The 19862-nt window shown below is 56.4% G+C and carries 21 protein-coding genes, 1 tRNA gene and 1 pseudogene; 14 read left to right on the forward strand and 9 right to left on the reverse strand.

Annotation, left to right across the window (positions count from 1 at the left end; genetic code table 11):
* Positions 1-188: 188 nt before the first annotated feature.
* Entirely contained in the window at positions 189-377 is a 189-nt protein-coding gene (gene rpmB, locus HDF14_RS02985; RefSeq protein ID WP_179640086.1) for a 50S ribosomal protein L28, read from the forward strand.
* Between the two features lie 77 nt (positions 378-454).
* On the opposite strand, the gene msrB is transcribed toward rpmB, so the two are convergent.
* On the reverse strand, positions 455-865 hold the full coding sequence (gene msrB / locus HDF14_RS02990) for a peptide-methionine (R)-S-oxide reductase MsrB (RefSeq protein WP_183973355.1): 411 nt from the start codon (positions 863-865) through the stop codon (positions 455-457).
* Between the two features lie 52 nt (positions 866-917).
* Positions 918-1322 (reverse strand): RidA family protein, encoded by a 405-nt coding sequence (locus HDF14_RS02995; protein ID WP_183973357.1) that lies wholly within the window; start codon positions 1320-1322, stop codon positions 918-920.
* A gap of 68 nt (positions 1323-1390) precedes the next feature.
* Here HDF14_RS02995 and HDF14_RS03000 point away from each other — a divergent pair, with 68 nt between their 5' ends.
* The 4 genes from HDF14_RS03000 to HDF14_RS03015 all read left to right on the forward strand — a co-directional run bounded on the left by HDF14_RS03000 (position 1391) and on the right by HDF14_RS03015 (position 4033).
* Positions 1391-1873 (forward strand): hypothetical protein, encoded by a 483-nt coding sequence (locus tag HDF14_RS03000; RefSeq protein WP_183973359.1) that lies wholly within the window; start codon positions 1391-1393, stop codon positions 1871-1873.
* A 64-nt stretch (positions 1874-1937) separates the two neighbouring features.
* Positions 1938-3005: a cobalamin-independent methionine synthase II family protein gene (locus HDF14_RS03005; RefSeq protein ID WP_183973361.1), complete on the forward strand. Its 1068-nt coding sequence runs from the start codon at positions 1938-1940 to the stop codon at positions 3003-3005.
* A gap of 119 nt (positions 3006-3124) precedes the next feature.
* On the forward strand, positions 3125-3532 hold the full coding sequence (locus tag HDF14_RS03010) for a YidB family protein (protein ID WP_183973363.1): 408 nt from the start codon (positions 3125-3127) through the stop codon (positions 3530-3532).
* A 108-nt stretch (positions 3533-3640) separates the two neighbouring features.
* Positions 3641-4033, forward strand: coding sequence for a LysM peptidoglycan-binding domain-containing protein (locus tag HDF14_RS03015; RefSeq protein ID WP_183973365.1), 393 nt, complete (start codon positions 3641-3643; stop codon positions 4031-4033).
* Positions 4034-4633: 600 nt separating this feature from the next.
* Here HDF14_RS03015 and HDF14_RS03020 read toward each other — a convergent pair.
* Positions 4634-6451, reverse strand: a complete 1818-nt coding sequence (locus tag HDF14_RS03020; RefSeq protein ID WP_183973367.1) for a bifunctional diguanylate cyclase/phosphodiesterase — start codon at positions 6449-6451, stop codon at positions 4634-4636.
* A 167-nt stretch (positions 6452-6618) separates the two neighbouring features.
* Positions 6619-7629, reverse strand: a complete 1011-nt coding sequence (locus HDF14_RS03025) for a VWA domain-containing protein (protein WP_183973369.1) — start codon at positions 7627-7629, stop codon at positions 6619-6621.
* Positions 7630-7990: 361 nt separating this feature from the next.
* Here HDF14_RS03025 and HDF14_RS03030 point away from each other — a divergent pair, with 361 nt between their 5' ends.
* Positions 7991-10099, forward strand: coding sequence for a prolyl oligopeptidase family serine peptidase (locus tag HDF14_RS03030; RefSeq protein WP_183973371.1), 2109 nt, complete (start codon positions 7991-7993; stop codon positions 10097-10099).
* 380 nt (positions 10100-10479) lie between these two features.
* On the opposite strand, the gene HDF14_RS03035 is transcribed toward HDF14_RS03030, so the two are convergent.
* The 3 genes from HDF14_RS03035 to HDF14_RS03045 all read right to left on the reverse strand — a co-directional run bounded on the left by HDF14_RS03035 (position 10480) and on the right by HDF14_RS03045 (position 12173).
* The gene (locus HDF14_RS03035) at positions 10480-11163 is read right to left on the reverse strand and encodes a phosphoribosylanthranilate isomerase (RefSeq protein ID WP_183973373.1); all 684 of its coding nucleotides are present in this window, start codon (positions 11161-11163) and stop codon (positions 10480-10482) included.
* A gap of 31 nt (positions 11164-11194) precedes the next feature.
* Positions 11195-11998 (reverse strand): indole-3-glycerol phosphate synthase TrpC, encoded by an 804-nt coding sequence (gene trpC, locus HDF14_RS03040; protein ID WP_183973375.1) that lies wholly within the window; start codon positions 11996-11998, stop codon positions 11195-11197.
* 88 nt (positions 11999-12086) lie between these two features.
* Positions 12087-12173: transfer RNA gene (locus tag HDF14_RS03045), tRNA-Leu, on the reverse strand.
* A 226-nt stretch (positions 12174-12399) separates the two neighbouring features.
* On the opposite strand from HDF14_RS03045, the gene HDF14_RS03050 reads away from it, so the two are divergent.
* Positions 12400-12657: a hypothetical protein gene (locus HDF14_RS03050; protein WP_183973377.1), complete on the forward strand. Its 258-nt coding sequence runs from the start codon at positions 12400-12402 to the stop codon at positions 12655-12657.
* Positions 12658-12688: 31 nt separating this feature from the next.
* Here HDF14_RS03050 and HDF14_RS03055 read toward each other — a convergent pair whose 3' ends face one another.
* Positions 12689-13306: a response regulator gene (locus HDF14_RS03055; protein ID WP_183973379.1), complete on the reverse strand. Its 618-nt coding sequence runs from the start codon at positions 13304-13306 to the stop codon at positions 12689-12691.
* A gap of 246 nt (positions 13307-13552) precedes the next feature.
* Between HDF14_RS03055 and infC the strand changes: the two are divergent.
* From infC to HDF14_RS03085, 6 genes and pseudogenes are all read left to right on the forward strand, one after another.
* Positions 13553-14077 (forward strand): annotated as a pseudogene (gene infC, locus HDF14_RS03060) (translation initiation factor IF-3); the annotation flags it as partial.
* 575 nt (positions 14078-14652) lie between these two features.
* Complete coding sequence (locus HDF14_RS03065; RefSeq protein ID WP_183973381.1) at positions 14653-14832, forward strand: hypothetical protein; 180 nt, start codon at positions 14653-14655, stop codon at positions 14830-14832.
* A gap of 61 nt (positions 14833-14893) precedes the next feature.
* Positions 14894-15073 carry a hypothetical protein gene (locus tag HDF14_RS03070; RefSeq protein ID WP_183973383.1) on the forward strand — a complete coding sequence of 60 codons (180 nt, stop codon included), beginning with the start codon at positions 14894-14896 and terminating at the stop codon, positions 15071-15073.
* Positions 15074-15135: 62 nt separating this feature from the next.
* Positions 15136-15315 carry a hypothetical protein gene (locus tag HDF14_RS03075; protein ID WP_183973385.1) on the forward strand — a complete coding sequence of 60 codons (180 nt, stop codon included), beginning with the start codon at positions 15136-15138 and terminating at the stop codon, positions 15313-15315.
* A gap of 58 nt (positions 15316-15373) precedes the next feature.
* Positions 15374-15547, forward strand: a complete 174-nt coding sequence (locus HDF14_RS03080; RefSeq protein ID WP_183973387.1) for a hypothetical protein — start codon at positions 15374-15376, stop codon at positions 15545-15547.
* Positions 15548-15919: 372 nt separating this feature from the next.
* Positions 15920-16669, forward strand: a complete 750-nt coding sequence (locus tag HDF14_RS03085; protein WP_260697973.1) for a hypothetical protein — start codon at positions 15920-15922, stop codon at positions 16667-16669.
* A 97-nt stretch (positions 16670-16766) separates the two neighbouring features.
* Here HDF14_RS03085 and HDF14_RS03090 read toward each other — a convergent pair whose 3' ends face one another.
* Positions 16767-18776, reverse strand: coding sequence for a 30S ribosomal protein S1 (locus tag HDF14_RS03090; RefSeq protein WP_183973391.1), 2010 nt, complete (start codon positions 18774-18776; stop codon positions 16767-16769).
* 363 nt (positions 18777-19139) lie between these two features.
* On the opposite strand from HDF14_RS03090, the gene HDF14_RS03095 reads away from it, so the two are divergent.
* Complete coding sequence (locus HDF14_RS03095; RefSeq protein ID WP_313899468.1) at positions 19140-19781, forward strand: HIT family protein; 642 nt, start codon at positions 19140-19142, stop codon at positions 19779-19781.
* Positions 19782-19862: the final 81 nt, after the last annotated feature.

Raw genomic sequence — 19862 nt, forward strand, 5'->3', positions numbered from 1 at the left:
CGGCGTTTGATTGAGCCCACCGCCTCCCACGTGGTATCATTACGAATCGGCAGACTACCCTTCACCTGGGTAGCGGTCAGGAGCCAACGCTCCTCGTACCACCCTTCCCCGGCACTGTTTTGAGGCTTCTTTCACTCAGGCGCACGCCCCCGGGAATCTTCTGCGACTCAGGATTGGAGCATTTCGTCATGGCACAAAAATGTGATCTTTGCGGCAAAGGCCCGCAGTTTGGCAACAACATCTCTCACGCCCACAACACCACCCGTCGTCGTTGGAACGTGAACCTCCAGCCCGTCAAAGCCCAGGTCAACGGCGCCAGCAAGCGCATGCGCGTCTGCACCAGCTGCATCAAGACCGGCAAAGTCGTCAAAGGCTAACAGCCTCTAACCTCCAGAAACAGAACGCCCCAGCCGCGTCTTTGCCGGCTGGGGCTTTTCCTGTTTTTCTACGCGATTTACTTCTTCTCAAAACCCAGCGAAGCGCTATTGATGCAATATCGCAACCCCGTAGGCTTGGGTCCATCCGGAAACACGTGCCCAAGGTGAGCCCCACAGGTCGCACACTGCACCTCGACCCGCCTCATCCCAAGAGAATTATCTTCAATTGAAACAATCGCATCCGGCGAAACCGGGTTCCAGAAGCTAGGCCATCCACTCCCAGACTCAAACTTCTTATCCGAGGTAAACAGCGGAGCATTACACGCCCCGCAGTGATAAATCCCATCGTCATGGTTATTCACCAGCGCCCCGGTAAAAGGCCGCTCCGTCCCGCCCTCACGCATTACATGAAACTGCTCCGGAGTCAGCAACTCGCGCCACTCTGCCTCCGTCTTATGAACCTTCTGTACCTTTGTCGCTTCGGCCATTACTCAAACCTCCTGTCGTCCACTAATTAGATCCCCAGCCGCCCTGTAAGTTTCACGCGCCATCCTTAGCGATCACTTCGATCTCCACCAGTGCATCCTTCGGCAACCCAGCCGCCGCCACCGTCGACCGTGCCGGCGCAACCACCCCTTCTGGCGCAAGATACTTCGCATAAATCTCGTTCATCGCCGCAAAGTCGCCCATCGTCTTCAAAAACACAGTCGTCTTGACCACATGGCTTAGATCCAGCCCAGCCTGCGCCAACACCGCTTTCACGTTCTCCAGCGCCCGAACCGTCTGCTCCGTAATTCCTCCAGCAACCATCTGCCCGGTAGCAGGCTCCAGTCCCACTTGCCCAGACGCAAACAACATATCGCCCACCCGCACCGCTTGAGAATAAGGCCCAATCGCCGCCGGCGCTTCTTTGGTTGAAATGGCAGTCTTCTTCTGATCGCTCATGCCGCTAAGTCTATCCCGTTCCGTCGCCCGTTGAAAATCGTCCACCCGCATTGTGTACGATGGCTGCCATGCGCCTTCTTCTTCGCCTCCGCGCCATCGCGGTTCTTGCCCTGTTGCTCGCGACTCTCTCCTACCCACTCCATGCCGACAAGTTGAACGGCTTCTACTCCGGCAGCGGCGGCTTCTCCCAGGATGTCCATCGCGTCCTCCTCATCGAATTCGCCGCCGACGGCACTGCCATCCTCCAGCAGAAGTGGCATGACAAGGACCCCCAGACCTGGCACGCCCACTGGAAGCAGGAAAAAAAGCAGGTCACCCTCACCTACGACGCCGTCGGTGACAAACCCGTCCCCGAGCCTCTGGTCTTCACCTTCAAACACGGCACCCTCACCGCAACCTCCTGGGACGCCCCCACCCTTGGCGTGCTCGGACCTCCCAAGCTGACAACCTTCGGCGGCAAAACCCCTCAAGTCACCAGCGTCGCCAGCTGCCAGGCGCTCAACACCACCGACCCCACCAAGAACTGCGTCACCTGGGACTCACGCCGCTAGAAAACATCGAGATCAATCTATTGATGGATATTCCCTCGAACTTCAAAACGATATGCTCCCCCGTATGGCGATCCCCACTGAACCCATCGGCAGCATCCCCCGTCCACCTGCATTAATCGAAACCAAGGTCGCCTTCCACAACAAAAAAGTAAGCAGCGAGGCACTGGAAGCAGCTAACGCCGAGGCACTCCGCGACACGATCCAGCGGTTTGAGCAAACCGGCTCCCCCATCATCACCGACGGCGAACAGACCAAGCCCAGCTTCGCGACCTATCCTCTCTCCGGGCTCACCAACCTCGCCCCAGACGGAGTTGAAATTCCCTTCGCCGACGGGCACGTCCGTCAGCTTCCTCGACTCACAGCAGGTCCATTCCGCTACGGTGTCCACGCTGCCGGCTACCTCGAAGCAGCTCGTCACTACACCCGCTCCCCCATCAAACAGGCCGTCATCTCCGCCTCTGCCCTCAGCCTGCTCTACCCATCGACTGGCATACCTGGCTATCCTCGCGAAGAATTTATAGCCGATCTCATCGATGAAGCCGTAGCCGACATCCGTGGTGCCCTCCAGGCCGGGGCAGCCTCCGTCCAGATCGACTTCACCGAAGCAAGGCTCTCCCTGAAACTCGACCCTTCAGCCGGCTTATTGCGCAGCTTCATAGCTCTCAACAATCAGGTACTCGAACGATTCACTTCAGAAGAGCGCCTTCGCATCGGCGTTCACGTCTGCCCCGGTGGCGATCACGACTCCACCCACAGCGCCGACGTGGACTACTCGAAGCTGCTGCCTGACCTCTTCCAGTTGAACGTCGGGCGCTTCTACCTGCAGATGGCCAGCGAACCCAACAGAAAACGAATCCTTCAACTGGTAAGCCAGCTCCTTCAGCCGAATCAAACCATCTTCATCGGCGTCATCGATCCTATCGATCCGAAGATTGAAACCCCCGTTCAAGTGCGTGACCGAGTCCTTGAAGCCGCCTCCATCCTCCCGATTGCGCAGCTTGGAACCACAGATGACTGCGGTTTTGCTCCCTTCGCCGACGACACCTCAACGGCTCGCGACACAGCCTTCAGCAAAATCCAGGCCCGCGTCGAAGGTACCGCGCTTGCCGCCCACGAGCTTGGAATCGCCTAGTCCGATCGACAACAACCGCACGTGATGACTTTTCAATCACATAAGAAATCGATAAATATTTCCATCTCCCCGTCGCACTGCCCTGGAATCAGTCATATATTGGGTGCGAGGTGAACAACATGGGAATTATGGACATGATTCAATCGCTCGCCGGTCAGACAGGAGCCGCAGCCGGCACCGATCAGGCCAAAGTTGCTGGTGGATTCATTGAAGCTCTCACCCAGCATCCTGAAGGCATTCAGGGCGTTCTCGACGCCTTCAAGAACAACGGAATGGCCGAGCACGTCAACAACTGGGGCGCAGGTCAGGCCGCCACCGCCACTCCCGAGCAGGTCCAGCAGGGTCTCGGCGGAACCGGCCTCATCGAAAAAACCGCAGAAAAGGCCGGAGTCTCTCCTCAGGTCGTTCAGGTAGCTCTCGCCACTGTTCTGCCAATGGTCATCCAGCACTTCGCCCCCAACGGGCAAGCCACTCCGACCAGCTCCATGGGCAGCATGGCGCAGAGCCTTCTCAGCAAATTCGTCTAGCCCGTCAGCAACCGCGGGCATGATCTCCAAAGAGCGCACGGGCCCCCGCGTTCTCCCTCCAAATTGCATCACACAACAGTCAGTCAAACTGACAAGGAGAGTTACGCCATGGCAGATCTCGAAGCATTGAAGCAGAAGTACGCAGGCGTCATTGAAGCCCTGCAGAAGTTTGCCCCCTACGGCGCCACCCTCGACGCGGTCGATCTCGACGGAGAACAGCTCCACATCAAAGGCACCGTTCCCTCCCGCGTCATCCTCGAGCGCGTCTGGGACGCCATCAAGAAAGCCGACCCCACCTACTCCGACCTCCACCACGAGATCGCCAACACCGGCGGCGACACCCAGGCTTACACCGTCAAATCCGGCGACACCCTCTCAGCCATCAGCCTGCTCTTCTACGCCAACGCCAACAAGTACACCGAGATCGCCAAAGCCAACAACATCGCCGACCCCAACAAAGTCTCCGTCGGCACCACCCTCCAGCTTCCTGTTATCACCTAACCAGACCGCCACGACGGGTTTTTCTCTAGCGCCAACCGGTCGGACCTGGTGCCGACGGCGACTCGTCTTGCGCTACGGCCTGACTAGGAGCTCAGCTTCACCTGACAGGACTCTCCACAACCATCAAAAAGCGTCATCTCGTCCGAAGCGGTTCACAGTCTCATCGTGAACCGCGAAGTGGAGAGACACCGTATTTCCTTTTGGAAGTTGCATTCGTCCTTCTCGCTGTTGCATTTGTCCTTCTTGTTGTCATCCTCGCAGGGGATCTGCTGTTGCAGTTGCAGTTGCTGTTGTCTGTTTTCGCTCTCACCTCCCCAGGCAGATCAAAAACCTGTCAACCCCCACCACCACGAAAACCCGCGCCCACGCTGCAGATTCGCGTGGCGTATGAGTTATGCCCAGCCAGCTATAATCAATTCAGCAAAAGAAAAAGCCCCGGAAACAATCCGGGGCTCAGTTTTTAACCGATAACCCATTTATTTACAATATTTTGCAGCTAACCCAATAAGAATCAATATTTTACAGGCACTACCCGTCGCCAAACTACTGATTATAATAATGTTACGTGCAAAATACCCCCGGGGGGGAGGGGGGGGGCGATCATCCAGGAATTGCCGATTTCGCAGCTATCTCAACCCGGTTCCTACCAGCCGACTTCGCCTGGTAGAGCGCCTGATCCGCTGCCTCCACTAGTATTGTCGAGGCGGCATCATGCCCAAGAGCCTGGGTAGCGCACCCAATGCTCACCGTCACCACTCCATGCGGATTGCCCGAGTGTGGCAGGCCGAGCATCTCCACCGCCAGGCGAATCTGTTCGGCAACCAGTTGAGCACCCCCGCTATCGGTGTTCGGCAACACCGCCACAAACTCCTCGCCGCCATATCTGGCGAACAGGTCCGAAGAGCGATGAATCACCCTCTGGGCTGCCACCGCAATTTGACGCAGACATCCATCACCCAGCACATGCCCATAGATATCGTTGTAAGGTTTGAAATGATCGACATCGATCATCAGTACCGAGAGCAACGATCCATCCCGCATCGCCCTCCGCCACTCCTCATCCATCTTTTCTTCGAACCGCCGCCGGTTGGCGATCCCGGTCAAACCATCCACCATCGCCAGATTCTCCACCAGCCGGAAAGTACGGTTCAGCTCCTCTTCCGCAGCCTTCCGCCCCGAAACGTCTCGAACCACGTTGACGAAACCGATCGCCTCCCCAGTCCTCTCATCACGGTAAAGCCGCAGATTCGCCTCCATCCAAACGTAGCCGCCATCCTTCCTGGCGCACCGATAGGTCAACGTCTCAACCGGCTTCCCCTCACGACAGGCCCTCATCAAAGCCTCCACCGCCCCGGCATCATCAGGGTGAACAATCTGGTGACCGCCAGGGCCTACCAGTTCCTGCGGCTCCCACCCCAGCACCGTGGTCACAGCCGGTGAAACATACCGCCGCTCGCCGGAAAGATCTGACAGAACGATGACATCGTTCGAAGCCTCGGCCAAAAGACGAAACAACGTCTCGCTGGCCTTCAAATCGACCTGCAGGCGCTCGCGCTCAGTAATCACAACATCGCCGACATAGAGCACCAGCATCGAGAACGCAACGAAGACCTGCAGAAGAAGATCGTGAGTTGCGGTGGAGCCCGAGCGCATCAGCGACACCGGACCCCGTCCTCGAATCGTCAGATAACCGCCAATGATGGACACAATCAACAGCCCAAGCGCAGATCCCGCCAATCGCAGACGAATGCCAAGCAGCAGCAGCACCGGAAGAAGAAGGAACAGGAGAGGAAACCGTGTCTGCCAGAAGATTCCAACCGTGGCAACAACCAGCAACGCCAGGAGCCCAGCAACCTCAAGCCGAGATCGGCCAGGAAACTGCTCCCGCCTCTGAAACGACAGGTAGAGCGGCGCCATCACCGCCATACCAAGTGCATCGGCCACAAACCAGTGCCTGGCTGCAGCAAATCTCGGCAACAGATAGAGGTTTGACGTGCTCAGCTGAGCCAGTACCGACGCGATCGCCGGCGCAAGTACGACACCGTAAAGCAGAAGGCTCATCAGCTGCTTCCGCTCGGTCAGATCCGGATTCGGCGAGACCGTCCGGTACATCAACGCAGCTGCAATGCCGACCTCCAGCATGTTGCAGCCGGCAAGATAACCAGAGATCCCGGGTGCAAACCCCATCGCCACATTGATCCCGAGATCGACGGCAAAACCCACCGCGAAGTAGGCCGACCAATGTCTTCGCCGACTGCACAACAGTATCCCCAAAAGAAGACCGTTCGAGGGCCACAGAATCGTAACGCCGCCGCTATCCCAGCTACGCACGTTCAGTAGAAACGAAGCAAATCCCAGACACACCAGCGCAAGCGCGGCTATCGCAAGACGCCGAAGGGACGGTAAGCGGTCATCCACGGTCGCATCCTGAGAACCAGTTACCATAGCCAGCCTGAAGTCACTTCATCGGCAAACACGACGATTGCTTGATCGCTTGGCCTCTGACTTCTGAGATCCTCCCTTTCTGAAAGTGGCACCGACCAACGAATATATCTCAGCCACGTTTTCCCGGCACGGGTCGCGCTTCAGTTGACGTTTGCCGCAGTCGAATCTAGTTCGCCTGCGAAGTAACTCTCGCGAAAGCGAACCCGCGCATCAGGATAATCCGGAATACGCACGCGTATCCTGTGCATCCCTGACGCAGGCTCCCCGTTCGCCTCCGCGTGGGGCTGAAAGCTCAACAGATAGTAGTTGTGCACATGATTCGAGAGTTGGTGGAGACCCTCATCGAAGCCTCTTTGCGTAGTGAAGTTGATGTATTCGCCACCAGATAGCGCAGCCAGCTCATGCGCTGCGTTCTTCTTCAGAGCGTTCACTGCCATCACCAACAGCCCAATGGGCCCGCTTCCGCCGCCGTACTTCAGATCGCTCATCACCTCCGTCTTTCCTGGGCCAAATGCGACGGAGTCGACTACAGTGTTCGTTCGCCCCAGTGCTGCAACAACCTCTGCCGGCTTGGCTGTACTGCCGTGGTCGCGCGTCTCGCTGATCAACAGGATCGCGTGACGATAATGGTTCTGGCGTGCTTCGAGCAGCCTGGTCGCATAGGCAACGGCATCGAGCGTTGAGGCTTCGGGATCGTCGCAGGGCTCGAGCTGCGCGAGCGCACGTGCCATGGCGTCTACGCTGTTGGAGAACTTGCCCAGCAGAAGAGGCGCGGAACCGTAGGTGACAATGGCGACCTCACGCGGGGCGTCCCCTGCAATACCGTCGATCATCGCTCCGAGGCCGCCCAGCTTGGGATATTCGTAGCCTGCCGCACGACTGCATTGAACGACCACTACAAGAGAGAGGCCGAGGGAGTCGGTGTCTTCGTCGACGTGGACGGTCTGCGAAACGCCATTGTCTTCTACAACAAACTGCTCGGGTTTGAGCTCGTAGATCATTTCGCCGTGTTTGGTCTGAACGGTGGTGGGTACAAGGACGACGTTTGACTGGGTTTTCAGTGTGTAGCTCTGATCGTCCGTCGGTGAGGGGGTCTGGGCCAGCACTGGGAGCGTGGCGCAGAACAGGAGGACGGGGAGAAGGGTCCGCATGCTTCAAGTCTAACCGGATGGAATTTTAGGCTTGGTTAGAAAAAAAATATTCATGGAGAAGATGGGGTTTTGTAAGGGGATTTTTGAGTTTTGGGGTGTGTTGTGATGGTGAAATTGTGGTGACAATGTGGTGAATTGTGTGGCTGGCGTGGTGTTTTAACCGTCATGTTTTGACCGTTGAAAAATGTGCCATCTTTCTCAACTTTATTTTCACTTTCCGCGACGAAGTGGGGGCTTTCCCGTTTTTGTTGGCGAGACTGACACAATATGGCCTTGTGCGCGACTTACTTCGAGTTCACTCATCTAAGCTATAGTCCGAAGGTCGCAGTCATGACCGCCAATACGGCCGAAAGTTGCCCTGATGAATACGATCTCTGCGGTTGCACCGCTCTCCCCTGAAACGACCTCAGCCCCCACCTATCCGACCGCTCGCAAGGTCGAGCAGACCGATGATTACTTTGGCACGACGGTCAACGATCCGTACCGCTGGATGGAAGACGTCGACTCGGCTGAGTTGAAGACGTGGGTGGACGCCGAGAATGAGCTGACGCAGAGTTATCTTGCCGAGGTTCCCTCTCGCGTGAAGATGCAGAAGCGGTTGATGGAGCTGATCAACTTTGAGCGATACACCGCTCCCGCGCGGCGTGGCACCAGATATTTCTACTCGCACAACAGCGGGCTGCAGAATCAAAACGTCATCTATTGGCAGGAGGGGCTCGAGGGCGAGCCGAAGGTGCTGCTCGATCCAAACACTTTCTCCACAGATGGCACGGTTGCGATCAGCGGCCTCAGCATCACCGACGATGGATCGCTGGCGGCGTACTCGATTGCGGATGCGGGCAGTGACTGGGTGAAGTGGCATGTGCGCGACGTTGCGAGCGGCAAGGATCTGCCTGATGTCGTCGAGTGGTCAAAGTTTAGCGGAGCCGCGTGGTTGAAGGACGGCAGTGGCTTCTTCTACCAAGGCTACGACGCGCCCGAAGCCGAAGCGCTGAAGGCAGCAAACTATTTCCACAAGGTCTTCTTTCACAAGCTCGGCACGCCACAGAGCGAAGACAAGCTTATCTTCGATCGGCCGGACGACAAGGAATTGAACGTCGGTGCGAATGTCACCGACGATGGACGATACCTGGTGCTGTATCAATCGAAGGGCACCAGCCCCAACAATGAGATCGCCGTCAAGGATCTCCAGGACTCTGAATCGCCGATCGTACGATTGATCCCTACTGCCGACGCGACATACTCTCCCATCAACAATGACGGCAGTCTCTTCTGGTTCCTTACAACACTCGACGCGCCCAACGGCAAGGTCATCTCAATCGATCTGAATCATCCCGAGCGCGAACACTGGAAGACAGTTATCCCCGAGAGCAAAAACAAGCTGAGCGATATCTCGATGATCGACAACACGTTCATCGCCAGCTATCTTGCTGATGCGCAGAGCCTGATCGAGCTCCACAGTCTTGATGGGCAGTTGATCGAGCGGCTGAAGCTGCCCGCGATTGGAACAGCGTATGGTTTCGGTGGGCTGCGCGAAGATACAGAGACCTTCTACCAGTTCACCAACTTCACGACACCGGGTACGATCTATCGGCTCAATATGAAGACGCGGCAGTCGACGTTGTTTCGGCAACCGAAGCTGTTGTTCGATCCCGCGCTCTACGAGACCAAGCAGATCTTCTACAGCAGCATAGATGGCACGCGCGTTCCCATGTTCGTGAGCCACAAGAAGGATCTTGTGCTCAATGGCTCGGCAGCGACTCTTCTCTATGCGTATGGCGGCTTCAACGTGCCATTGCTACCGGAGTTTTCTTCTGCGCACGTGATGTGGATGGAGATGGGCGGCATCTACGCGCAACCAAGTCTGCGCGGCGGCGGAGAGTACGGCGAGGCCTGGCACGAAGCAGGAACCCGCTTGAAGAAGCAGAACGTCTTCGACGACTTCATCGCTGCGGCTGAATGGTTAATCGCAAACAAGTACACCTCGGCAAAGAAGCTCGGTATCTCGGGAGGGAGCAACGGTGGCCTTCTGGTAGCGGCGTGTGAGCTGCAACGACCGGATCTCTTCGGCGCAGTCGTCGCACAGGTGGGCGTGATGGACATGCTGCGCTTCGATAAGTTCACAATAGGCTGGGCGTGGAAGGAAGAGTACGGTGCGCCGTCAGAGAAAGCGGAGGAGTTTGCCGCAATCTACAAGTACTCCCCGCTGCACAATATTCAGAGCGGCACGGCGTATCCCGCGACATTGATCACGACAGGTGATCACGACGATCGCGTATTCCCTGCTCACAGCTTCAAGTACACGGCAGCTCTACAAACCGCACAGGGGAGCGCAAATCCGATCCTGATTCGCGTGGAGACCCGGGCCGGACATGGTGCGGGGATGCCGCTCAGCAAGAGAATTGAAGCGACTGTTGATCAGTACGCCTTTCTAGTGAAGGAGTTAAAGATCGAGACGCCGCAAGACTAATAACCAGTTACGCAATAAAGCCGCAGGCACCCTCTAAACGAAGTTCACACAAGCCCTGTAGTTTTGCTGCGACACTGAGGGTGATTCCGCATTCGTTGTATGTTCATAGACCCTGCTTTTGGTGTTGATCCGCAGTGGAAATATGAATCCGGAAGCGGTCTCTACGCGTCCTATATATGCGTAGAAAGGTTGCCTCATGAAAGCGAAAATCTTTATCGCATTGCTTCTTGCTCTTACTCCTGCTTTGGCTTCGGCACGGCCAAGGACAACGAGTGCACACCAACGTCCATCGATGGTTCACGACCGTGCTCCGAAGGCTCACATTCAGCATTCGTTTGGACACCGCGCCTAAGCTCTCGTATCAGCTCTAACGCTTGAGCTCAGATCGAATCGACCTTCGACTCCCGCGCCATTCTGATAAATGCAGCCAGCTTTTCGGGACTTTTCCGGCCTGGTTCGGACTCCACACCACTTGCAACATCTACTCCCCAGGGATTGAGTCTCTGTATAGCCTCCGCTACATTCTCCGGGCGGAGGCCGCCTGCGACGATCAGTTTGAGTTCAGGTGCGACCTCAGCCAGAGTGGTTCGCGCTGCGTCCCAATCGAAGGAGACACCAGTGCCTCCCAGGGCTGTTCCTACCTTCGAATCGATCAGTACACGATCAACGAGACCGTCTGCCGCGATCCTTCGCAGGTGCCCGGCTACGATGACGGCATCCGCTCCGCCAGCATCGACCTGCCAGTGAATCGTCTGGATCAGCGAAACCTGTCCGGTGAAAAGTTTATGCAGGCGCTGCAGCAGTGCGAAGTCGACGCCGCTATGAAGCTGAACTGCGGTGAGACCGGCTTCGTGGGAGGCACGAGCGATCTCGTAGGCATCGAGGGACTGGAAGACGCCTACGCGTTCGACGTTCGCTGGGAGATGCGGCGTGATCTTTGCGACCTCTGCAGCGGTGACGCGACGTGGGCTGGGCGCAAAGACGAAGCCGAGTGCATCGGCGCCGAGTTCGGCGGCCAGCTTTGCGTCGTCAAGATTCGTATTGGCGCAGATTTTGATCCACATGATGTTGTGCGCCCGCCAACAGGCCGATAAGTTAGATGTCTGAGGAGTACTCGCGATCCAGAAGGGTAGCAAGCGCAGCCCCCGGGTCGGGTTGCCGCATCAGCGTTTCGCCGATGAGGAAGGCATCGTATCCGGCCGCTCGCAGCCTGGCGATGTCCTCGGCCGTGCGTATGCCGCTTTCGGCCACGGTGACGACTTCCCTCGGCAGGCTCTGAACAAGTTCGAAGAAAACTTCGGTGCGTACAGAGAAGGTGTGTAGATCGCGGCTGTTGACGCCGATCAGATCGAAGCCGAGAGCGACGGCGCGATCCACCTCTTCGCGGTTGTGTGCTTCGCAGAGAACGTCCAGCCCTCGAGAGCTTGCCTCGTCACGCAGATCATTGAGCGCGGTATCGGTGTGCGCGGCGACGATCAGCAGAATCGCATCGGCACCATAGGCGCGGGCCTCAAGGATCTGAAAGGGATCAAGGATGAAGTCCTTGCGGAGGCAGGGGATTGTGACGACGCCGGAGGCCTGTTGCAGATAAGCGAGCGACCCCTGGAAGAACTCCTCGTCGGTGAGAATGGAGAGAGCGGCAGCGCCTGAGGCCTCAAAGGTCTTCGCAAGAGTGATGGGATGAAAGTCGCTGCGAATGAGGCCCTTCGAGGGAGAGGCTTTTTTTATCTCGGCGATGATGGCGGGCCCGCTCTTCGCCGCGGCCTGAAGGCCAGCACGAAAGCCTCGCGGGGTGTGGGCGGCAGCCATGCTCTCGAGCAGCCCGAAGTCCGCAACCGCCTTGCGAGCCGTAACCTCGAGAAGCGTGTGCGCAAGGATCTGATCAAGCTGAGTGGGCATAGTCCCTTTGTGTCTTGGGTTTGTCTAACCCGCACCCAATCGCCTTTGGCAGTTATAAACTGCCTGCATACGATCGAGACTGAAACTTTGGTGCCGAAGGGGGGACTCGAACCCCCACACCCTTGCGAGTACATGGACCTGAACCATGCGCGTCTGCCAATTCCGCCACTACGGCACGGTGTCATTCGCTCCGCCTAAGATGGCCGGAACACGCTAACCGCGAGCTTTTAGTTTTACAAACGCGGACGCCGATGTCAATGTGTGCGCGGTTGCGGCGACTTCCATTAGACGAACGCGGACACCTATGCGAGGAGGGTTTTGTGCATCTAAGCTTTGAGCAGCGGATCGAGATTCCCCCAAGAAGCGCGTCTAGACTTCAAAGAAGGGCTGACACTCTCATCATGGACGAAATTAAGATCTCCTCACCAGGCGCGAACGTAGACAGAATTCCTGAAGACATCTCGGTCGAGATGCGTAAGATCGCCCACGACCTGAGCAATGCGCTGGAGGTCATCGTGCAGACGAGTTATCTACTCGGCACGGCAGATCTGACGGAGCCTGCATCGGAGTGGCTGCGCATGCTCGATGGGGGCGTGGAAAAAGCCATGAAGCTGAATCAATCGCTGCGTAGCTACATTAAAGACCATTCCTCACATTAGTCGGAGAGAGCTTGGACCTGCTGATCAGGGATCAAGGGCGGCGACGTGCCGGCTTTGACTTGACGGCTGATTTCGTCACTTTTTTTGCGATAGCTTTCTTTGCGACAGGTTTCTTTTTGATGGCAGTCTTCGCCGGCGCGAGTTTCTTGGGCAGCGTCCGTTTGACTGCTTTTTTTGCCACGGCTTTTTTTAGGACAGCTTTTTTGACGACCGCTTTTTTCTTCACGGCCGGCTTAGCTGGTGCCTTCGCGGTGGTAGTCGGCAAGCCGAGCGCAGCCAATTTTCTCTCGTGCGAGGCGATCAGGTCTTCGATCTGCTGGAGGAGGATGCGAGTGTGCATGGGCTTGACCAGGAGTTTGTCAGCGCCCATCTCCTGCCAGTCCTCTTCGGCCACGGGGAAGGCGGTCAGCAGCGCGACCGCCGGATGGTAGTTTGCCGCACGCGCTGCTTTGATGACCTCGACGCCGGCGACGTCGTGCTCCATGCGCATATCGGTGATCAGCATCTGATACTCGCGAGTGTGCAGCTTTGAGACGCCCTCGCGTGCTGAGGCGGCGGTATCCACATCGAACCCGCTGATCTCCAAAACGGCCTTCAGTGTCAGCAGGACGGGCACTTCATCATCGACCAAAAGAATACGGCGTCTCATTCGGTTCCTTTCTGATGCTTCGGAGCAAACATACATGATCGGAGGGTCGATGCCAAAGTTGGCCGTCGAGGGGGCAACGGAGACTCCGCTCGCAGGGGCCTAATCTGCGACGCTCGCTTCGGGGACTTCCATGGGTGAGGTGGTATACTTCACGTTGCGGTGCAACCTTTTCCGAGATTTGCATCTAAACCCTAAACAACGCATAGCGGGTGAGAAAACCTGCTGTGGAGGCGACTTATTCCACCGATTGATAAACGTTCCGCCAAGTCTTTTATCCGCACAAACGAACGCATCCGCGCCCGCGAGATTCGCGTCATCGACGAAAATGGCGAACAGCTCGGCGTCATGGCCCCTTTTGACGCCCTCAAGATGGCCAGGGAACGCTCCCTCGACCTGGTAGAGATTTCCCCCAACGCCGTTCCCCCCGTCTGCAAGATTCAGGACTACGGCAAATACCTTTACGAGAAGGACAAGAGCGATCGCGCTGCACGGAAGAAGCAAAAGGTCATCGTCATCAAAGAGGTCAAGTTCTCTGTGACGGTCGACGAGCACGACTACCAGACGAAGAAGAACCAGGCAGTCCGCTTCCTGGGAGAAGGCGACAAGGTCAAAGCGTCGCTGCGATTCAAAGGCCGCCAGATGGCCCATCGTGACCTCGGTTACAAGATCATCAACCGCCTCATCCTCGATATCGGCGACGCTGGTCTGGTCGAATTCATGCCCCGCATGGAAGGCACAACGCTTCACGCGATTCTGGCGCCATCGAAAAAAGTAGAAGCAGCTCCCAAGAAAGCTGCTTCTTCAGCCCCTCCGACTGAGGGAACAAAATCCACAGAGCCTGCTGTGCCTACCCCAGCTCAGGCCTGATAAGCACCCATTTCGCCTCATTTTCAGGCCGAAGTGGGTGCGCAAAACATTTCTACAATGACCCTGCGATCCAGGAATCGGGCGGCGATCTTCGCCCGTGATGCTCCTTGTCAAGCTGGCTATTCTGGGGAGAGATCTACGCGCGGGCCATCCGCTAGTGCCTACCCAAATACCCGCTAATCATCGCAATACCCTTAGGTTGCAGATTCGAGCTTATCGAATTGGGCGCAGTTGCACGTGAGTAAGCGCGTCTTCTCGAAGACTGGCTTCGTCTGAATGAATGTCAGGTTTTCGGATCTTGACCCGCGCCGTCACCAATTTGCGCGAGTAGAAACGTTACTTTAGTAATACGATCTGTTTAATACTTCTGTATATCACTGATTACATTAGACTTAGTCCAGTTTGTATCCTATTGTTACATCATCTGGTTTGTCCAGAGAAATCTTTTTACAAGAATACAACTTTGGGGGTATCTCCTTATGAAACATATCGTTCGCGCGTTTGTCGTCGTCCTTGTCCTCACCGGTGCAGTCGCCACAACCCAAGCCTCCAACACTACCGCGAAGAACAAGATCGTAGCTTCCCGGACCAGCATGCTGCCGGTTCCGACCTGTGCTCCAGACGACCCGAATGCCTGCGGCATGGGTCACGGCCGCTAAACAGCGACTAAATCATTCATTTTACTGAGACTAACCGAAATCATTTTTAGGGAGTTTACCTGTGAAATATATCGTCCGTGCTTTCGTCGTCGTCCTCGCTCTCACCGGTGCGGTCGCAACCTCGCAGTCTTCCGCTCCCTCGGCCAAGAATAAGATCGTCGCCACCCGAACCAGCATGCTCCCAGTGCCGACCTGCGCACCAAACGATCCGAATGCCTGCGGCATGGGTCACGGCCGCTAAACAGCGACTAAATCATTCATTTTACTGAGGCTAACCGGAAATCATCTTTAGGGAGTTTACCTGTGAAATATATTGTTCGCGCTTTCGTCGTCGTCCTCGCTCTCACCGGTGCAGCCACGACCTCGCAGTCTTCCACTCCCTCGGCCAAGAATAAGATCGTCGCTACCCGAACCAGCATGCTTCCGGTCCCGACCTGCGCTCCAAACGATCCGAATGCCTGCGGCATGGGTCACGGACGTTGAATAGCGAGTAAGTCATTCATTCTTTGAGACTAAGAGAAATTAATCTTCGGAGTTTACCGTGAAATATATCATCCGCTTTTTCGTCGTCGTCCTCGCTCTTACCGGTGTATCCGCAAGCTCTCAGGCCTCCAATACTTCCGCCGGAAATAGGATCCTCGCCACCCGAACCGGCATGCTCCCGGTCCCGACCTGCGCTCCCAACGATCCGAACGCTTGCGGTATGGGTCACTGAGGTCTTTGATCTCATCTAACCTAAGTGAGATCAATGGCTTAATCGAGAATCTGAAATTGTCGCCGTGGAGATTTCCTGGGGGGGCCAGTAACCCCAAGTGCGGTTGACCTCGGCGCCGCCGAGCGCACCTTTTTGCAGGACGCTAGCTAATAAATTGTTGTATCCGTTCGTGGAATAGGCTAGGCTTGTTTTGCTTCCTACGGGTACGACGACATGAATAGCTTCTCACAGAACTTCCTTGAGACAATCGGATACTTGGAACCCATTCTTTGTGGACTGCTGATCTATTTTTTGGTCCGCAGCAAAGTGATTAGTCAGTTCAGATACCTAGTTGCCCTTCTATGCGTGAGGTTAACATGCTCCGTAGTCTGCTTGCCTCTTCTTTATCTGAGCGGCCGGAGTATCGAGAAGCATCTCGCTTATCATGTCTATTTTTACGTTTACTGGGTGAGTTACGCGATGGAGGCGATCCTCTCGCTTCTTGTGATCTACAGCATCTTTAAACTCGCGATGGCACCCCTAAAGGGTCTGCAGACGCTGGGCATGCTCGTTTTCCGTTGGGTTGCAGCCATCTCGGTTGCGGTCGCCATCGGCGTAGCAGTCACGCCCCATGTCTCGGGTATCAATTTCATGGTCGCCATGATTACTCAGCTCCAGCAGACATCCAGCATTCTTACCCTTTGCCTCCTCCTTTTTGTATGCTTCGCCATTCGCCCAATGGGTCTCTCCTATCGCAGCCGCATCTTCGGCGTGAGCCTGGGCCTTGGTTTTCTGGCGACCATCAGTCTGGTCAACTCGGCATGGATCGCCCATAATCCCAGCATGTATTCGTTCTTCACCGTCATTAATGCGCTCGCTGTTGGTGTGACTCTTCTTACCTGGTCGGCTTACTTTGCCTTTCCAGAGCCAAAGCGTCGCATCATTACACTTCCCACTACATCTCCGTTCCTTCGTTGGAATCAGATTTCGATGGCTCTGGGCGACGATCCTGGACATGTGGCAGTTGGTGGGATTCCACCGGAGCTCTTTGCACCAGCTGAGCTGGAGGTCATGCGTCGTGCTTCTGTGAAGATGACTGCGGGATCGGTCGAGGGAGCGCCCGCGCATTCTCTCTCAGCGTAGATCCATAAGACAAACGCCTTCTCCGAAGTCTGAACGATACAGCAAAGCAAAAAGGCCATCCCAAACCGGGATGGCCTTTTACTTTGCCTCTTAGGGCTTAGTCGCGTTCAGACTCAGAGCGCTTCCAGTTGATCAGGTCGCCCAGCGTGGTGCTGCTGCTGTTGCCCGAGGATGAAGAGGAGGACGAACCTGAGTTGTTGCCCTTAGGCGACTTCTCGCGTTCCTTGTAGCTCTCGACCTCTGCGCGGCTGGCTTCTTCGCCGACTGCACGGATGCTGAGACCGACCTTCTTCTCTTCCTGGTTCATCTTGACAATCTTGAACTCATGCTCTGAGTCCACATCCATCGAGACTGGCTTACCCTCTGCGTCAATCGCCTCGGAGACGTGGCAGAGGCCCTCGACTCCTTCAGCAATCTCAACGAAGGCACCAAACTGAGCCGTACGCAGGATCTTGCCCTTGATTACATCGCCAACGCGGTGCTGGGCGAAGAACGTATCCCAGACATCCGGCTGAAGCTGCTTGACGCCAAGCGACAGGCGGCGGTTCTCAGGTTCAACACCCAGAACGATCGCGCGAACCTTCTCGCCCTTTTTGAGAACTTCCGAAGGATGCTTGATGCGCTTGGTCCAGCTCAGGTTCGAGACGTGTACCAGTCCGTCGATTCCATCCTCGATCTCGATGAAGGCACCGAAGTCGGTCAGGTTGCGAACGCGGCCCTCGATGATGGCACCCGTCGGGTACTTATCTTCGAGCTGCTCCCAGGGATTGTCCTGCAGCTGCTTCATGCCGAGCGAGATGCGGCGGTCGTTCGGATTGACGCTGAGGATAATGGTGTCGACCTCGTCGCCGGGCTTGACCATCTTCGACGGATGCTTCATCCGCTTGCTCCATGTCATTTCAGACACGTGAACGAGGCCTTCGATACCCTGCTCCAGTTCAACGAACGCGCCGTAGTCGGTAACCGACAGAACGCGGCCGCGAACCTGCGCACCGATCGGGTAACGCTCGGTGGCATCGAGCCACGGGTCAGGTGTCAGCTGCTTGAAGCCAAGCGAAACGCGCTGCTTATCCTTGTCGAACTTCAACACCTTCACCTGGATCTCGTCGCCAACATTGACGAGGTCGCGGGGATGGGTGAGACGGCCCCAGCTCATGTCGGTGATGTGGAGCAAGCCGTCGAGGCCGCCCATATCGACGAATGCGCCGTAGTCGGTGAGGTTCTTCACGGTGCCGGTGAGAACGCTGCCCTCTTCCAAGGTTGCGAGAGTGACAGACTTCTTGGCGTTCTGGTCTTCTTCAAGAAGCTCTTTGCGGCTGATGACAACGTTGCCGCGCTTCTTGTTGAGCTTGATGACGCGGACTTCGATCTCGGTGCCGATGTAGCCGTCGAGATTGCGGACGGGACGGACTTCGACCTGAGAGCCAGGCAAGAATGCCTTGATGCCGATGTCAACGGTAAGACCACCCTTGACGCGGCTCAGAACCATACCCTTCACAGGGGTCTTGTCGTTCGCCGCCTGCTCCAGCTTGTCCCAGACCTTGTGACGGAGAGCCTTGTCATAGCTGACCAGGTATCCGCCCTCGGACTCTTCGCGCTCGACCACAACTTCAACAGTGTCACCTGCCTGGAACTTCGAGACACCATTGATGTCCAGAACCTGCTCCAGAGGGATGAGACCTTCAGACTTGAGCCCGATGTCGACAACAACATGCTTGTCGGTGATCTTGACGACGGTGCCGGTAACGATGACCTCTTCTGCGGTCAGGTTCTGGGCAGCGGCGGACTCGGCAGCTTGCTCGCGATCAAAGTTCGCAAGGGCGGCAGCAAAATCAGCTGCGTCGTAGTTCAAATCATCGTCAGACTCGTCGGCTGCAGCGGTCACCGTGGCTACGGTTCCGTGGTCTGCAATCTGGTGAGCGGCGGCAGCGGGTGCAACGTGCTGTGCAGCTACACTTGACGCGTCGTGGGCGGTCTCATGCTGTTGGGTTGAGGTGGATTCAGAAGACAGGTCTGTGTGAGCCGCTGTCGCTTCGTGCGCTAGGACTTCCGTTTCGGTGGTCAGGGGTTTGCTCTCGTTGTGGTCAGGATTATGGTTTTCTACCATGGTGAATGCGGACTCCGGGATCCAAGAGATTTCTTCCTCTGGAGCTACGCTTTGGGCGGGAGCAATCAGCGAATCCGGGAGGGGACGCTGGTTGCTTTCTCTATCCCCGCGACAGCTTCGGCAGGATGGAAGGAATCAGGTCTTGCAGAGTAGCTATTGCACTTGGGTCCCACACGCAATAGCTCACTCCTAAAGCATAGAACTTTGCATACGGTACGTCAACAAAAGCTAGGCTCGGCGCCTGCATTTTCATCACCATGTCATGCTCGTAGGCGGTCAAAATTTTCATGGATCGTACACAGTTTGATGCAGACCAACCCGCGAAGTATGCAAATTGTGGCAGAGAACTGAACTTCTCACAGGTTGGACCTCCGTCTCGACCGCTTCGGACTGCCTAAACTCGCTCCTGCGCCGCGCTATACTCGCCGAATGGATCGCCTCTGGACGCCTTGGCGCTATAGCTACATCACCCGCTCGGATCCCCAGGCTAAAAGCGGGGTTCCTGCTGCGCTCAGCGCGTGGCCGCCCACCGAAGCGGAGGACAAGCACTGCGTCTTCTGCAATATGATCGCCGCAGTTGACTACGCCATCGATCACGGAACCGAGACAGAGGACGCTGAAAAAGTTGCTCACATCGTTCATCGCGGGCAGCATTGCTTTATCTGCCTCAACGCCTTTCCCTACTCCACCGGACACCTATTGCTTCTGCCCTACCAACACCTCGATTCACTTGCCGCGCTTCCCGTAGACGTTGCCCATGAGCTGATGATTCTCGCCCAACGCTCAGAGTTGGCTCTTCGCGAGGTTTATCGCCCGGGCGGCATCAACATGGGCCTAAACCTGGGAGAGGCTGCAGGTGCCGGCATCGCCGATCACATGCATGTTCACGCGCTGCCGCGGTGGAGCGGGGATACGAACTTCATGACCGTGATCGCGGAGACTCGAGTCCTCCCCGAGTCGCTCGACGTGACATGGGAGAAGCTTCGAGCAGTCTTCGAACATTGATGCAACTAAAATAACTCACCTTCCATCCAACCTTAGAGTAGACAAAGGCATCGTCTTTAGTCTTTCGAGGGCCCCATGTCA

This window comes from Tunturiibacter gelidiferens (genome assembly GCF_014201335.1).
Lineage (GTDB): Bacteria > Acidobacteriota > Terriglobia > Terriglobales > Acidobacteriaceae > Edaphobacter > Edaphobacter lichenicola_E.